We start from the raw sequence: 14,476 nt of genomic DNA, 5'->3' as shown, positions 1-14,476 counted from the left end.
CGGGAGTGACCAGCGGGGCATGAAGCCCGGCCGGACGACGGTGGTGACCCGCTGAGCCGGGATCGGGCACCCCATTCCACTGCCGCGCACCCCGGGACGGCGGAGGCGGACTCTCCTGCCCCGGCCACTGGCCGAGCCCCACCCCACCGGTCGGCACCAAAGGTCCCGATCGGAGCGATACCCGGAGCCCCCCCACCATCGACCCGACACCCGCCTACGGCGGGGATGGCTACCCGGGCCCCCGCGCGGCCCCGCCCCGGGCCGCCCTCCGAGTGTGAAAAGGCTCCCGGAGCCACCGGGTCAAGGGTGGGCGCAGCCCATCGCGCAGCGACGCGACGAAGGAGCGCCCTTGACGCGGTGGTGGAGGGGGCCACACTCGGAGTGAGGGCGGCCGAACGCCGCCCATTTCAGGCCGCTCACCCCGAGGGCCCCGGCCTGGCGGGCGACTAACGCTCACCCCGCCGCCGCGCCAGCAGCACACTGCCCGCGCCGAACGCGGCCAGCGCGCCCGCGCCCGCGAGGGCCAGTGGCAGCGGGGAGTCCGGCGCCGCGGCGGTGTCGGCGGAGAGGGCCGGGGGCTGCTCGTCGCCGCCGTGGCCCGCGTGGCTGACCGTGGAGAGGGTGGCGCCGGCGGCGATCTCGGTCTCGGTCGGAGCCTGTGCGGCCGTCGCGGTGGTGGCCGTGCCGCCGAAGGTCACGTCCGAGCAGCTGTAGAACGCCTCGGGGCTGTCGTTGCGCTGCCAGATCATGTAGACGATGTGGCGGCCGGTGCGGGCCGGGAGGTTGCCGTCGAACGCGTAGTAGCCGTCGGTGGACGTGCGGGTGGTGTTGTAGACGGCGACCGGCGTGGTGTCGAGGTCGGACCACTTGAGCGGCTGCGTCGGGTCGAAGCCCGGCTTGGTGATGTACATGGTCATGGTGCCGGAGTGCGGGGCCGTGACCCGGATCCGGAAGCCGAAGGTGCCCGACTTGACGGCGGTGGCCGGCCAGTCGGTGCGGGCCCAGTCGAGCGCGCGGTACTTGTCGCGGTTCGCCGAGCAGAGCTTGCCGTCCGGGATGAGGGCCTGGTGGTTGCCGTCGGCGTTGGCGATGTTGACCTCGTTCCAGTCGTACAGCGGCTGGGTGCCCGAGTCGGCGACGAGGTCCTTGCACACCTGCGACTTGGGGGTCTCCGGTCCCTCCGCGTAACAGGCGGCGATTCTGCTGACCGGGTTGAAGACGGCGCCGTGGGCCTGGGCGACGGTGGGCGTGAGGGCGGTGAGCGCGGCTGCCGCTGACGCTGCTGCGGCGACGAGGGCGGGGATGCGGCGGGAGGACGGCATGCGGGGGCTCTCTCTCGTGCGTGGGGGAGTACGGGCGAGCAACACACGTGCGGCACACGGCAGTTGAGGCTCTGACTGCCGGCGCCACCCGAGGGTCGCATTGGTCCATACCAATGGGCAAGAGGGGGAGCGGAAGTAACCTCCGGGTACGAGAACGGCGGGCCCCGGAGGCGTTGCCGCCCCGGAGTCCCGCCGCCGTCCTGCCGCGCCCGGCTCAGCCGTTCGCCAGCGCCTGCACCCGCGTGTAGTCGCCGTTGAAGTGGTCGTGGTCGCCCACCGTCGGGCCGGAGGAGGTGTACTGCCACATCGTGTAGTACGCCCAGCCGGCCGGCAGCGTGCCGACGTCCGTCGCGTAGCGGGCGATCCACAGCGGGTTGGTGGACGCGAAGCCGCCGTAGTTGCCGGTGCACTGGGTCCACCAGCTCGTCGCCGTGTAGATCACCGGGTCCCGGCCGGTCCGGTACTTGTAGCGGTTCACGAAGTCCTGGATCCAGGCCACCATCCCGGACTGCGTCTTGCCGTAGCAGGTCGCGCCGTACGGGTTCCACTCGATGTCCAGTGCCCCCGGCAGCGTCTTGCCGTCCCTGGACCAGCCGCCGCCGTTGTTGACGAAGTAGTCCGCCTGCGCGGCGCCCGTCGTGGTGTCGGGCGTCGCGAAGTGGTACGTGCCGCGGATCATGCCCACGTTGTACGAGCCGTTGTACTGCTGGGTGAAGTAGGTGTTCTTGTAGTACGTGCCTTCCGTCGCCTTGACGTAGGCCCACCGCACTCCGCTGTTCCACAGCGTCGACCAGTCCACGTTCCCGTTGTGGCCGGAGACGTCGACGCCCTCGGTCTGGACGGCCTGGAGCGAGACGCCGCCGCTCGGCTTTCCGCCCTGGCCGTCGTGGGCGATCACGCCCATGCCCATCCAGGCGGAGCCGCGCGCGGGGATCTTCTGGGTGCCGGCGACGGCGCGGGCGTCGGCGTCGGCGGCGTCGGCCGTGCCCGCGAGGGAGAGGGGGAGGAGGAGGGTCAGGGCCGCGAGGGCGGCGCCGGCGAGGGATTTCCCGGATCTGTGCACACGCATTGCGTGCCTCCGAAAGGCTCGGTGGGGGGAGCGGGGAGACATGTTCTGAGGGCATGCTCTGCAGACATGTTCTGAACATGTCAGGCGGGTCGCCGGGAACGACGCTACGCACGTAGACCCGTCGGCGGAAGGGGGCCTGGGTGCTGCCGTTGGTCTACGCCTGCGAAATACTGCAACGAGCTGCGGCGATGGCCGCGGCCGGAAGAAACTTTCAGCGAGCGGAAAGCGCACGAGGGGTGCTGACGTGCACGGAAGCGGTACGGGGAGCGAATCCGGACCCAAGCCCGGGAGTGGTGTGGACCAGGAGTTCCTCGCCCTGGAGCGCGAACTGGCGGTCTTCCTGCGCCGCGCCCGCGCCCAGTCCGGCGAGATGGCCCGCGAGGTCCACCCCGAACTGGAGCCCGCGGCCTACGGCCTCTTCGTCCGGCTCGACGAGGCCGGGCCCCAGCGCGCCACCGACCTGGCCGGCTGGTTCGGCGTCGGCAAGGCCACGATGAGCCGCCAGCTGCGCGCCCTGGAGGAGCTCGGACTGGTCGCCCGCGACCCCGATCCGGCCGACGGCCGCGCCTCGCTGGTCCGGCTCACCGAGGAGGGGCAGGGCCGCTTCCGGCACGTACGGGACGCCCGCCGCGAGCGGTACGTGCGCAAGCTCGCCGACTGGGACCGCGCCGAGGTCGCGGAACTGGCCCGGCTGCTCCACCACTTCAACGTCCGGTCGGCGGAGGGCTGACCGGCATCCGCGAAGGGGCCGCTACAGCTCCACGTACACCGCCGTCGCGTCGTCGTGCAGCTTCCAGCGCCGGGCGGCGCCCCCCGCCTCCGCGTCGGCCGCCTCCAGTGCCCGCACCCGCTCGATCAGCCCCCGCGGGCCCTCCTTCGCCAGCACCGCGAACAGGTCCGCCCAGTCGCCCGCCCCGAACAGCTCCACCCACCGGGTCGCGCCGTCCGTGAGCGCCGCGAGGGCGCGGACCTCCGGCCTCGGCGTCGTACCGGTCACCGCCCGGGCCGCCACGGACGGGTCGGCGGCCGCCGTGAAGAAGCCGCCCTCGCGGTTGCGCAGCCGGTCCGTGGCCTCCAGGGAGCGCAGGACCTCGTCCGGGACGCGGTCGAGCCGGTCGTCGAGCACCGCCCGTACCGCGCCGTCCGGGGACCGCAGGAGCAGGGCCGCGTCGGACAGGACGAGGTGCTCCACCGTCGTCTCGTCCCAGCGCGCCATGGCCACCGTCGCCTGCGGAGTGCGCACGTGAGAAAGGTCACAGGTGTTCCGGTGGGCGTCCGCGGTGCGCCGGATTGCCAGCGACAGAATCTCGGCCAGCGTCAGATCGCCCCGTGAAGCGGACAGTTCCGTCAAAGCGCCACCGAGTCTCGCGGTGAACCAGGGCACGCCGTGCACACAACCGTCGCCGCCCCTCGGGGGCGTCACGCCGTCCAGGACGACCACCGTGCCACCCGCCCCGGAGGCGGGCTGAGCCGTGGCCGACCAGTCCTCGTTGGGGCGTTCGGGACTGCCGGGGAAGGTCGCCGTTTCGGTCCGCATGATCCGCAGTCTGCCCCGCCGCGCGGCGGCTCTGCATCACTCCTTCACATCGCCTCCAAACGGCCGAAATTGGCCTGTACCAACGGATTGTGGAGGGTGCGAAAGGCCGGAACTGGGACCTCCGGGAAGCTGCGGCGGGGCATCCTGCCAAAGCCCGCGCGGAAGATCCAACCGGCGGTAAGCCCGGCGCCCCGGAGCTCACCGCCACGAGTTGTTAGCCAACTACTGAGTGTTGTTCACTCGTTCGGGTGGCGCAGCGGCCGATGCGAGTCCCCCGACCAGAACCGCTGAAATGGTCGGAAGACACACCAGGGGTGGGGGCTCTTACATGTGACCGGTCGTCACCTCTGCTTCATGGGCGGACGAGTCGAGAATGCGAGCACCGGTGCAGAACACCCCCCCGGCCCCGGCCGGCCGTACCAAGCGGGTCCGCAGCCGACTCGTCGCCGGAGTCGCCCTGGTCGGCGTCACCGTGCTCGCCGCCGGCGCCCCGGCGGTCCTCGCCGCCTCCGCCGACCTCGACGAGACCGTCAACCTGGTCGCGCTCGCCGAACTCGACCAGCAGGCCGTCACCCTCGCCCACTCCCTCTCCGACGAGCGCGACGAGGTCGTCGCGTACATCGCCGCCGGCCGCGACGACCAGCAGGGCGACGGCAAGGACAAGAAGCGCATCAGCGGCGCCCGGTCCGCCCGCGTCGACCGCCAGATCGACGAGATCCGCGCCGCCGCCCCGGCCGACCTGATCCGTGAGCTCGCCGCCCTGCCCTCCATCCGGCGCACCGCGCTGACCGGCAAGGGCACCGCCCTGGAGGCGCACAAGGCGTACACCGACGTCATCGGCAAGCTCCAGGCGCTCTCCGACCAGCTCGCCGAGCGCACCCCGGCCCGCGCCGCCGAGGCCGTCCGGGCGCCCGCCGCCCTCGGCCGGGCCACCGAGCTGGCCTCCGCCGAGCGCGGGCTGCTGCTCGCCGCGCTCGCCGTGCCCAGGCCCGCGACCACCAGCACCACCACCCACTACGACCCGGTCACCGGGACGTACGTCACCGAGGCGGCCGAGGGCTCCGACGAGGACAAGCGGGACCGCGACGCGCTCACCGCCGCCGCGTCGCAGGCGCGGGTCCGCGAACTCGCCGCCCTCGCCGACTTCGACCAGGCCGCCACCGCGCCCGCCCGCGACTCGCTCGCCGCCGGCGTCACCGGCCCCGACGTCAAGGACGCCGAGCGCTACCTGGCCCGGCTCACCGACCGGCCCGAGCTCTCCGAGTCCGAGCTGAACACCGACCCGGCCAAGCTGGACGCCGCGCTCTCCGCCCGCATCGAGCAGATGCGCGGCGTCGAGTCCGCCCTCGCCACCCAGCGCGCCGAGCGCCTCGCCCAGTTCCGCGACGACGACGTCACCGCGCTCGAACTGCGCGTCGCCTTCCTCGGCGGCTGCCTGCTCGTCGCCGTCGGCATCGCCACCTACGTGGCCCGCTCGCTCACCCGGCCGCTCGCCGTGCTGCGCATCGGCGCCGCGCGCCTCGCCGCCGCGCCCGAGCCGCAGCACGAGGAGCCGATCCGGTTCACCGGACGCAACGACGAGTTCGCCCAGGTCGTACGGTCCCTCAACACGCTCCAGGGCAAGCTCGCCGCCCTCGCCGCCCGGGTCGAGCAGCTCGACGGCGAGCGCGCCGACCTGGCCGGGGCCCGCGAGGCGATCGCCGCCGAGCTGGCCGCCCAGCGCGCCGAGCTCCAGGGCCAGAACGCGCTGCTCAGCGCCGAACTGGAGCGGCTGCGCGGCACCGTCCAGCACACCTTCGTCAACCTCTCGCTGCGCAGCCTCGGGCTCGTCGAGCGCCAGCTCGGCGTCATCGAGAAGCTGGAGGAGCGCGAGCAGGACCCGGACCGGCTCGCCACCCTCTTCAAGCTCGACCACATGGCGACCGTCATGCGCCGGCACAGCGAGAACCTCCTCGTCCTCGCCGGCCACGAGCACCACCACGGCCACCCCGGCCCGGTCCCGCTCGTCGACGTGCTGCGCGCCGCCGTCAGCGAGATCGAGCGCTACGAGCGGGTCAGCATCCAGTCGCTCCCGCCACACACCCAGATCGCCGGCTTCGCCGCGGACGACCTGAGCCACCTGGTCGCCGAACTCCTGGAGAACGCGACCTCCTTCTCGCCGCCCGACACCCAGGTGCAGCTCTCCGGCTGGCTCCTGGAGTCCGGCGAGGTCATGCTCTCCGTCCAGGACGGCGGGATCGGCATCGCGCCCGACCGCCTGGCCGAGCTGAACGCGCGGCTCGCCGCCCCCGAGGTCGCCGGTCCGGACGGCGAGGGCCTCGGCATCCGGGTGACGGCGCTGCTCGCGGCGCGGCACGGCGTACGCGTCGAGCTGCGCGAGCAGAAGCAGGGCGGCGTCGCCGCGGTCGTGGTGCTGCCGCTGCCGCTCCTCACCGCCGCCCCGCCGACCGCCGTTCCTCCCACGGTCACGGTCGCCGGTGTCTCCCCGGCCCCGGTCCTCACCCTCCCCGGATCGGTCGCCGAGGCCAACTCCAACACCCTGCCGTCACGCCATCGCGACCCGCTGGTCGAGGCGGCGGAACGGGCCATCGCCGAAGCCGAAGCCGAAGCCGAAGCTCAGGCAGAGGCCGAGGCCGAGGCCGTCGCCGAGGCTGTTGTCGAGGCCGCGACGACGGACGTGGAGCCGGCACAGCCCGTACAGCCGGAGCCCGCGCCCGTCGAGACCAACGTCGAGCCCGCGCCCGTCGAGACCCTCGCCGAGACCACCCTGGAGATCCGGCTGCCGCAGCCGCCGCCGGAGCCCGAGGCCCACGAGCGCGTGGCGGACGTGGCGGACGTGCCCGCCCCGGCGCCCGCGCCCGTACCGGAGCCGGAGCCCGAGCCCGGGCCCCGGCCCGGCCAGTGGGAGCGGGTCACCGACAAGGGACTGCCCAAGCGCACGCCGCGGATAGTGCGCCAGGAGAAGACGACCACCACGCCGATACGCCGCGGCGGCGTGGACGCCGAGGCGCTGCGCCGCCGGCTCGGAGGCTTCCAGCGGGGGGCCGCGAACGGCCGCCGTGACGTGGCCGACGAGATCCGGGCCGCACAGACAGCACGTACCGAGGAGAACACGGGGGACACAGTCGAGGAGGCACGCAGTTGACCGCGACCGGAACATTCGGGCTGAGCAGTGAGGCCCGCAACCTGCAATGGCTGCTGGGCAACCTGGTCGAGGAGGTGCCGGGGGTCCGCTCCGTGGCCGTCGTGTCGTCCGACGGGCTGCTCCTGCTCTCGTCGGACCCGGACGTCCAGGGCACGGCCGACCGGCCCACCGGGCCGCGCGGCTCCACCGCCGACCTCGCCACCATCGTCTCGGGCATCGGCAGCCTCACCGTGGGCGCCGCCCGGCTGATGGACGGCGGCGGGGTCAAGCAGACCATGGTGGCCATGGACGAGGGCAGCGTCTTCGTCATGTCGATCAGCGACGGCTCGCTGCTCGGCGTGCACGCCGAGCCCGACTGCGACATGAGCGTCGTCGCGTACCACATGGCGCTCTTCGTGGGCCGCGCCGGGCACGTCCTGACGCCGGAACTCCGCAGCGAACTGGCGAAGTCCATGGAGAGCTACCAGTGACGTCCGCCAGCCACGCCCATCGGCTGCCGATACGCGGGGAGGGGCGCCGCCCCTCCCGGGTCCGTCCCTACTCGCTCACCGGCGGCCGCACCCGCTTCGGCCACGTGCTCCTCGTGGAGACCTTCGTGGCCGCGCTCGACATCGCGGCCATCGGGGCCGCGCCCGAGCGTAAAGTCCTCACCGACGGTGGGCCCGCCGCGCGCGGCCTCATGCCGGAGATGCGGGCCATCGTCGAGATCTGCCGCCGGATGCGGACCGTCGCGGAGATCTCGGCGCTTCTGAAGATGCCGTTGGGTGTCGTCCGGGTGCTGCTCAGCGACCTGGCCGACCAGGGAAAGATCCGTGTGTACGGGACCGGTCACGGCACCGACCGTCCCGACCGCGCGCTCCTCGAAAGGGTGCTGAGTGGACTCCGTCGTCTCTGACGCAACCGACGCGCCGGTGCTCACCGGCATCCCCGCCCAGCCCACGGGGGGCGAGCCCGACAGCGCGCCCGATCCCGAGGACGGCGCCCAGGACTGGCAGCTGGACCACACCCGCGCCCCGATAGCGACCAAGGTCGTCGTCGCGGGCGGCTTCGGCGTCGGCAAGACCACCTTCGTCCGCGCGGTCTCGGAGATCACCCCGCTGCAGACCGAGGCGCTGATGACGCGGGCGAGCGAGGACACCGACGACCTCACCGCCACGCCGGACAAGCTGACCACCACCGTGGCGATGGACTTCGGCCGGATCACGCTCGACGACGATCTGGTCCTGTACGTCTTCGGCACGCCGGGGCAGCAGCGCTTCTGGTTCATGTGGGACGACCTGGTGCGCGGGGCGATCGGGGCGATCGTGCTCGCCGACACGCGCCGGCTGACCGACTGCTTCCCCGCCCTCGACTACTTCGAGAGCTGCGGCCTGCCGTACATCGTGGCCGTCAACCACTTCGAGGGCACCGAGCGCTTCGAGGAGGCGGACGTCCGGGACGCGCTGACCGTGCCCGCGCACGTACCCGTCATGATCATGGACGCGCGCAAGCGGTACAGCGTGGTCGAGACGCTGCTCGCGATGGTCGAGCACGCGCTCGAAGCAACCCCCGAGTAAACCCCAGGAGCCTCCCCGCCATGCGGAAGATACTCATAGTGGGGGCCGGTCAGTCCGGCCTCCAGCTCGCCCTCGGACTGCAGTCCAAGGGCTACGAAGTCACCCTCATGTCCAATCGGACGGCGGACGAGATCCGCTCCGGTCGGGTCATGTCCACGCAGTGCATGTTCGACACCGCGCTCCAGCACGAGCGCGACCTGGGCATCAACTTCTGGGAGTCCCAGGCCCCGCGGATCGAGGGCCTCGGCGTCTCCGTCGCCGCGCCGGACGGCACGCGCGCGATCGACTGGGTGGGGAAGCTCGACGGGTACGCGCAGTCCGTCGACCAGCGCGTGAAGATGGCCGGCTGGCTGGAGACCTTCGCCCAGCGGGGCGGCCAACTCGTCATCCACGGCGCGGCCGTCGGCGACCTCGACTACTTCGCGCGCGGCTACGACCTCGTGCTCGTCGCGGCCGGCAAGGGCGAGCTGGTCTCGATGTTCGGCAGGGACGCCGAGCGCTCCCCGTACAGCGAGCCGCAGCGCGCGCTCGCGGTCGCCTATGTGCACGGGCTCGGCCCGCGCCCCGAGCACCCGGACTTCGACGCGGTGCGCTGCAACCTGGTGCCGGGCGTCGGCGAGCTGTTCGTGATGCCGACCCTCACCACCTCCGGCCGCGCCGACATCCTCTTCTGGGAGGGCGTCCCGGGCGGCCCGGTCGACGCCTTCCGGGGCGTGAAGGACCCGGCGGACCACCTGGCGCTCACGCTGGAGCTGATGGAGAAGTTCCTGCCGTGGGAGTACGCGCGCGCCACGAAGGTCGAACTGACCGACGCGGGCGGCACGCTGGCGGGCCGTTACGCCCCGACCGTGCGCAACCCGATCGGCCGGCTGCCCAGTGGCGGCCTGGTCCTGGGCGTCGCCGACGTGGTCGTCGCGAACGACCCGATCACCGGCCAGGGCGCCAACTCGGCCGCCAAGTGCGCCGCCGCCTACCTGGCCGCGATCGTCGAGCACGGCGACCGCCCCTTCGACGAGGCGTGGATGCGGGCCACCTTCGACCGCTATTGGGACACCGCGCAGCACGTCACCAAGTGGACCAACGCGATGCTGGGCGTCCCGCCGGAGCACGTGCTCAACCTGATCGGCGCGGCCGGTCAGCTCCAGCCGGTGGCCGACCGCTTCGCGAACGGCTTCGACAACCCGGCGGACTTCGAGAACTTCTTCTTCGAGCCGGAGAAGACCGCCGCCTACCTGGAGTCGGTGGTCTCCGGAGCCTGAACCGGGGCCTGACCCGGCGCCTGATCGCCCGAGAACCCTTCGTCCGCGCCGTCCGTGGCTCCCGCCGGGAGCTCGGGCGGCGCGAACGTCTTCAGGGGCGTGCCGTCCGGGTCGGGGCGGACGGCGCCGAGGAAGGGGTTGGCGGCGAGCGGGGAGACCTTGACGCGGGCGCCCGGGCGGGGGGCGTGGACGACCAGGCCGTCGCCGAGGTAGAGCGCGATGTGGGTGGCCTCGGGGAAGTAGACGACCAGGTCGCCCGGGCGCAGCTCGCTCAGCGGGACGCGGGGGAGGGTCTGCCACTGTTCCTGGCTGGTGCGGGGGAGTTCGCGGCCGGCCGCCGCCCAGGCCCGCTGGGTGAGGCCCGAGCAGTCGTAGGTGTCGGGGCCCTCGGCGCCCCACTCGTACGGCTTGCCGATCTGGCGCACGGCGAAGCGCAGCGCCTCGGCGCCCTCGGCGGAGGGCGTGCGGTGGCCCTGGAGCGCGCCGGAGCCGAGGAGCTGGCTCTGGGCCCCGGCGGTCTGGGTGGTCTCCAGGGAGGTGAGGCGGGCGAGCTGGTCGGCGCTGAGCGAGGCGAGCAGCCCCTCGACCTGGCGGAGCTTCGTCCGGACCGTCTCCTGCTGCTTCTTCCGGCCGTCGAGGAGCGCCCTGCGCTGCTCCAGCGCCTTGCGGGAGGCCGTGGCCAGGGCGTCGGCCTTCTTCTCGGCGGCCTGGAGGCGGGTGACGACGGTGGCGCGGGCGCGTGCCGCCCGGTCGAGGAGGTGGCTCTCGTCCAGGGCGTGCTGCGGGTCGGGCGCGAGCAGCAGGCCGAGGTACGGGGAGAGTTCGGAGCGGCCCTGGTACTGCTTGCGGGCGAGGCGCCCGGCCTCGTTCCGGCTCTTCTCCAGGGCGCGGCGGGCGGCGGTCAGCTCGACGCCGGTGCGCTTGGTGTCGGCGGTCTGGCGCTTGAGGGCCTCGTCGGCGGCGTTGTACGCCTCGCTGGCCCGCTCGGTCTCCTGGTAGAGGGTGCGCAGGCGGGTGAGCAGCCCGCTGACGGAGTCGGTGGGGTCGGTCGGTGCGCCGGGGGCGGCCGTCGCCGTCCCGGCCAGCGTCGTCCCGGCCAGCGTCGTCAGGGCGAACACGCTCGTGCAGACCGTGCGCAGCAGGCGTCGTCCCGGCACGTCATCACCTCCACCGGGATGATGACGTGACGAATGGTGTGATTACCGGACGATCGGGGTGGTGTCCCGCCCGCTCACTCGGACGGCGCACCCGACGGCTTCGACCACGGCCACTTCAGCTCCCGGCGCTCCCGTCCCTCCGGCGCGTACGCGTACACCCAGCCGCGCTGCAGCCCAAGCCGCTTCGTGTAGCCGGCGGGCTCGCGGCGGTACGCGTACACCGTCGCAGGGTGCCCGTCGTGGGCCGGGACGGGCACCTCGTACCACTTCGGCGGGTGTCCGGTGGGGCCGGTCAGGATCGGCAGCACCTTGCCGTCGAGGGGGCCGCCACGGAAGGGGGTGTTCTCGCTTCTCACCCCACCAGTGTCCGACAGAAAAGCGTCACAGCAGATGCGCGGCCTCGCCGACCACCGGGAGCACGCCGCGGGCCAGCCGCCCGACCGGCCCCGCCGCCCGCTCCTGGGCGAGCAGCCGCGTCGCCACGCAGGCCGTCTCCGGGTCGCTCGCGGCCGTCGCCGTGAGCAGCGCCACCAGATGGTCGACCAGCCAGTCGCGCAGCTCCACGGCCGGCGGTCGCTTGCCCTCGTCGACCCAGATCAGCGAGGCCGCCTCGACGGCCGCGATCCAGGTCCGCACCATCATCCCGAAGCGCGGGCCGGGCCGCTCCACGCCCAGGTGGAAGAGGATCTGCTCGGCCGCGGCCCGCCGCACCTCGTCGACGATCGCGCTGGTCCGGGAGGTCTCGGCGACGCTCCCGCCGCGCAGCAGGGCCGCGAAGCCGGCGTCGTGCCCGTCGACGAAGGCCAGATAGCGGTCCAGGACCCGGGCGAGCCGCTCGGTCGGCGGACCGGCCGGCGGCTCGGCGAAGCAGCGCTCCAGGGCATCGGCCGAGGAGCGCAGCGCCGCCTCGTACAGCTGCTGCTTGCCGCCCGGGAAGTAGCGGTAGACGAGCGGCCGGGAGACCCCCGCCACCTCGGCCACGTCGTCGAGCGACACGTCCTCCGGCGGCCGGTGCGCGAAGAGCGTCTGGGCCGCGTCGAGCAGCTGGATCCGCCGCTCCTCGACGCTGAGCCGGCGGTACGCGGGCGAGGCGGGACTCGTCATGTCCGCAGCGTAACCCCGCACCGCCGGGCGGGAGCGGGCTCCGGCCGAACCCGGGGTACGTCAGGCCAGCAGCCCCGACGACTTCCACAGGCGCCGCCCCGCGCCCCGCAGCACCCCGACGTCGTCCAGGAAGTCGGTGAGCCGCTTCGCGCCCGACTGCATCACCTCGCGGCGGTGGCCGCTCGCCTTCACCTGGGCCACGGCCTCGCGGCGGTCCAGGCCCACGTGCTCGTACACGGCCGGGTTGACGAAGCAGACCGAGAAGACCCGGGCCGCCTCGCCGCAGCTCAGCCGGGTGAACTCCTGCTCCCAGCGCGGCGCGGTGGCCATCTGGCGGCGCAGCTCCTCCCGCGCGTACCGCACGTGGCGGGCCTCCTCGACCACGTGGATGCGGGTGACGCCGCGGACCAGGGGCTGCACCCGCTCGTCCGGGAAGGTCAGCCGCTGCATCCAGTCGAGGATCTCCTCGCCGAGCAGGGTCGCGGCGAAGGAACCGGGGGTGGTGGAGACGGCCTTCAGGACGCGGCCGAGGTTGTGGTAGACCCTCGGCACCGGGTACGCGGGCGTCCCGCCGCGCCGGATCAGCCGGGCGAACATCATCGAGTGCCGGCACTCGTCGGCGATCTCGGTGAGGGCGTAGCGGACGTGGTTGCTGGTGAGCGGCTTGTCGTAGATGTGCCGGACGAGCAGCTGCATCAGGATGATCTCGAACCAGATGCCGAGCGAGGCGAGCGAGGCGGCCTCGTGCCGCGAGAGCGCGATCCGCTGCTCCTCGGGCATCCTCCGCCACAGCGGGGTGCCGTAGAGGGAGACCAGCTCGGGCGGCCAGAACCACTTGCCGTCCTCGAAGGGGCTGTCCCAGTCGAGTTCGGTGTCGGGGTCGAAGGAGTGCCTGGCGGAGGACTCCAGGAGCCGTTCCGCGACCTGCTCGCGGTCGCGCAGCGGGCCCAGGGCGTCCCGCAGGAGGGCGAAGTCGGGCTCGGTGAGGCGGGGCATGCCACTTATAAGACTCCCCGTCAGTAACGTCGTCAATCCCTCACGCACGACTTGTTGACCCTGCGTCTACCAACGTGTGAGCCTGCCTGCTGGAAACCGAAGGGGAAACCGAAGGAAGGAGCCGTCGGTGTCGACGCACGACCTCTACGCACAGGCCCCCAAGGAGTCGGTCTGGCAGGTGCCCGCCGCCGGCGCCGCCCGCTTCAACTGGGAGTACGACGAGGGCCGCGACCGCCTCCTCGCCCTCTACCAGAAGGGCAAGGACAAGCAGTGGGACGGCGCCACGCGCATCGACTGGGACCTGGAGGTCGACCCGTTCGACCCGCTGGGCACCCCCGACGAGGCCATGTCCCTCCACGGCACCCGGCACTGGGCGAAGATGACGGAGAAGGACAAGGGCGAGCTGCGCCGGCACTACGCCTCCTGGCAGTTCAGCCAGTTCCTGCACGGCGAGCAGGGCGCGATGATCTGCGCCGCCCGGATCGTGGAGTCCGTGCCCGACCTCGACGCCAAGTTCTACTCGGCCACCCAGACCATGGACGAGGCCCGGCACGCCGAGATCTACGGGCGCTTCCTGCACGAGAAGATCGGGATGCTCTACCCGATCAACGACAACCTGCAGAGCCTGCTCGGCGACACCCTGCGCGACTCCCGCTGGGACATGCCCTACCTCGGCATGCAGGTGCTCATCGAGGGCCTCGCGCTCGCCGCCTTCGGCATGATCCGCGACACCACCGACAAGCCGCTGCCCAAGCAGATCCTGGCGTACGTGATGCAGGACGAGGCCCGGCACGTGGCCTTCGGGCGGATGGCGCTGCGCGACTACTACAAGCAGCTCACCGACGCCGAACTGCGCGAGCGCGAGGAGTTCGTGATCGAGGGCTGCTATCTGATGCGGGACCGGCTGCGCGGGGTCGAGGTCCTGGAGAACTTCGGCATCCCGAAGAAGGAGGCCGAGGCGCTCAGCGAGCAGAGCGAGTTCCTGCACCTCTTCCGCAAGCTGCTGTTCAGCCGGATCGTCCCCTGCGTCAAGGACATCGGGCTGTGGGGCGAACGGCTCCAGAAGGCGTACCTCGACATGGGCGTCTTCGACCTGGGCGACTCCAACCTCGACCTGCTGATGACCCAGGACGAGGAGATCGCCGAGGCGCTCGACCGGGAGCGGTTCGCGGCGGAGGAGCGGGAGCGGGTCGAGGAGGTCGAGGCGGCGATCGCGGAGGGCGGGGCCGCGGCCTCGTAGACCGTGCGGGAGGTCCTACGGGAAAGGGGTGGGCCCCCGGCGCCGTGCTCGGCCCCGGGGGCCCCCCCCGTCGGGGCGGCCGGGGGAACCC

General features: G+C 72.7%; 14 protein-coding genes. 7 read left to right on the top strand and 7 right to left on the bottom strand.

Translation table 11 applies throughout. The features are described from left to right. Positions 1–446: 446 nt before the first annotated feature. Both ACWEJX_RS30340 and ACWEJX_RS30335 read right to left on the bottom strand, forming a co-directional pair. Positions 447–1,322, bottom strand: coding sequence for a lytic polysaccharide monooxygenase auxiliary activity family 9 protein (locus tag ACWEJX_RS30340; RefSeq protein WP_451610621.1), 876 nt, complete (start codon positions 1,320–1,322; stop codon positions 447–449). A 214-nt stretch (positions 1,323–1,536) separates the two neighbouring features. Beyond that, positions 1,537–2,391: a lysozyme gene (locus ACWEJX_RS30335; protein WP_451610620.1), complete on the bottom strand. Its 855-nt coding sequence runs from the start codon at positions 2,389–2,391 to the stop codon at positions 1,537–1,539. 244 nt (positions 2,392–2,635) lie between these two features. Here ACWEJX_RS30335 and ACWEJX_RS30330 point away from each other — a divergent pair, with 244 nt between their 5' ends. Continuing rightward, positions 2,636–3,121, top strand: coding sequence for a MarR family winged helix-turn-helix transcriptional regulator (locus ACWEJX_RS30330; protein WP_403792158.1), 486 nt, complete (start codon positions 2,636–2,638; stop codon positions 3,119–3,121). Between the two features lie 21 nt (positions 3,122–3,142). On the opposite strand, the gene ACWEJX_RS30325 is transcribed toward ACWEJX_RS30330, so the two are convergent. Next, the gene (locus ACWEJX_RS30325) at positions 3,143–3,928 is read right to left on the bottom strand and encodes a protein phosphatase 2C domain-containing protein (RefSeq protein ID WP_451610619.1); all 786 of its coding nucleotides are present in this window, start codon (positions 3,926–3,928) and stop codon (positions 3,143–3,145) included. A gap of 373 nt (positions 3,929–4,301) precedes the next feature. On the opposite strand from ACWEJX_RS30325, the gene ACWEJX_RS30320 reads away from it, so the two are divergent. The 5 genes from ACWEJX_RS30320 to ACWEJX_RS30300 are packed head-to-tail and all read left to right on the top strand — an operon-like array spanning position 4,302 to position 9,888. Continuing rightward, positions 4,302–7,073: a nitrate- and nitrite sensing domain-containing protein gene (locus ACWEJX_RS30320; protein WP_451610618.1), complete on the top strand. Its 2,772-nt coding sequence runs from the start codon at positions 4,302–4,304 to the stop codon at positions 7,071–7,073. Continuing rightward, complete coding sequence (locus ACWEJX_RS30315; RefSeq protein ID WP_403792151.1) at positions 7,070–7,543, top strand: roadblock/LC7 domain-containing protein; 474 nt, start codon at positions 7,070–7,072, stop codon at positions 7,541–7,543. The genes ACWEJX_RS30320 and ACWEJX_RS30315 overlap by 4 nt, the downstream gene beginning before the upstream one ends. Next, positions 7,540–7,968, top strand: coding sequence for a DUF742 domain-containing protein (locus tag ACWEJX_RS30310; RefSeq protein WP_451610617.1), 429 nt, complete (start codon positions 7,540–7,542; stop codon positions 7,966–7,968). The genes ACWEJX_RS30315 and ACWEJX_RS30310 overlap by 4 nt, the downstream gene beginning before the upstream one ends. Next, a complete protein-coding gene (locus ACWEJX_RS30305; protein WP_451610616.1) occupies positions 7,949–8,629 on the top strand; it encodes a GTP-binding protein in 681 nt (226 codons plus the stop codon). Before ACWEJX_RS30310 ends, ACWEJX_RS30305 begins: the two co-directional genes overlap by 20 nt. Positions 8,630–8,649: 20 nt before the next feature. Further along, positions 8,650–9,888 carry a styrene monooxygenase/indole monooxygenase family protein gene (locus ACWEJX_RS30300; protein WP_451610615.1) on the top strand — a complete coding sequence of 413 codons (1,239 nt, stop codon included), beginning with the start codon at positions 8,650–8,652 and terminating at the stop codon, positions 9,886–9,888. On the opposite strand, the gene ACWEJX_RS30295 is transcribed toward ACWEJX_RS30300, so the two are convergent. From ACWEJX_RS30295 to ACWEJX_RS30280, 4 genes are all read right to left on the bottom strand, one after another. Further along, complete coding sequence (locus ACWEJX_RS30295; RefSeq protein ID WP_451610614.1) at positions 9,858–11,045, bottom strand: NlpC/P60 family protein; 1,188 nt, start codon at positions 11,043–11,045, stop codon at positions 9,858–9,860. The genes ACWEJX_RS30300 and ACWEJX_RS30295 overlap by 31 nt on opposite strands. A 74-nt stretch (positions 11,046–11,119) precedes the next feature. Continuing rightward, positions 11,120–11,401 (bottom strand): hypothetical protein, encoded by a 282-nt coding sequence (locus ACWEJX_RS30290; protein ID WP_451610613.1) that lies wholly within the window; start codon positions 11,399–11,401, stop codon positions 11,120–11,122. A 25-nt stretch (positions 11,402–11,426) separates the two neighbouring features. After that, entirely contained in the window at positions 11,427–12,149 is a 723-nt protein-coding gene (locus tag ACWEJX_RS30285) for a TetR/AcrR family transcriptional regulator (protein ID WP_451610612.1), read from the bottom strand. Positions 12,150–12,209: 60 nt separating this feature from the next. Beyond that, positions 12,210–13,145: an AurF N-oxygenase family protein gene (locus ACWEJX_RS30280; RefSeq protein WP_451610611.1), complete on the bottom strand. Its 936-nt coding sequence runs from the start codon at positions 13,143–13,145 to the stop codon at positions 12,210–12,212. Between the two features lie 127 nt (positions 13,146–13,272). Here ACWEJX_RS30280 and ACWEJX_RS30275 point away from each other — a divergent pair, with 127 nt between their 5' ends. Continuing rightward, positions 13,273–14,385 carry a ferritin-like domain-containing protein gene (locus ACWEJX_RS30275; RefSeq protein ID WP_451610610.1) on the top strand — a complete coding sequence of 371 codons (1,113 nt, stop codon included), beginning with the start codon at positions 13,273–13,275 and terminating at the stop codon, positions 14,383–14,385. Positions 14,386–14,476 lie beyond the last annotated feature (91 nt).

The sequence above is a fragment of the Streptomyces sp. NPDC004788 genome (assembly GCF_053601115.1).
Note: the sequence above shows the minus strand (reverse complement) of the source record. Positions and strands in the feature narration are given on the sequence as shown.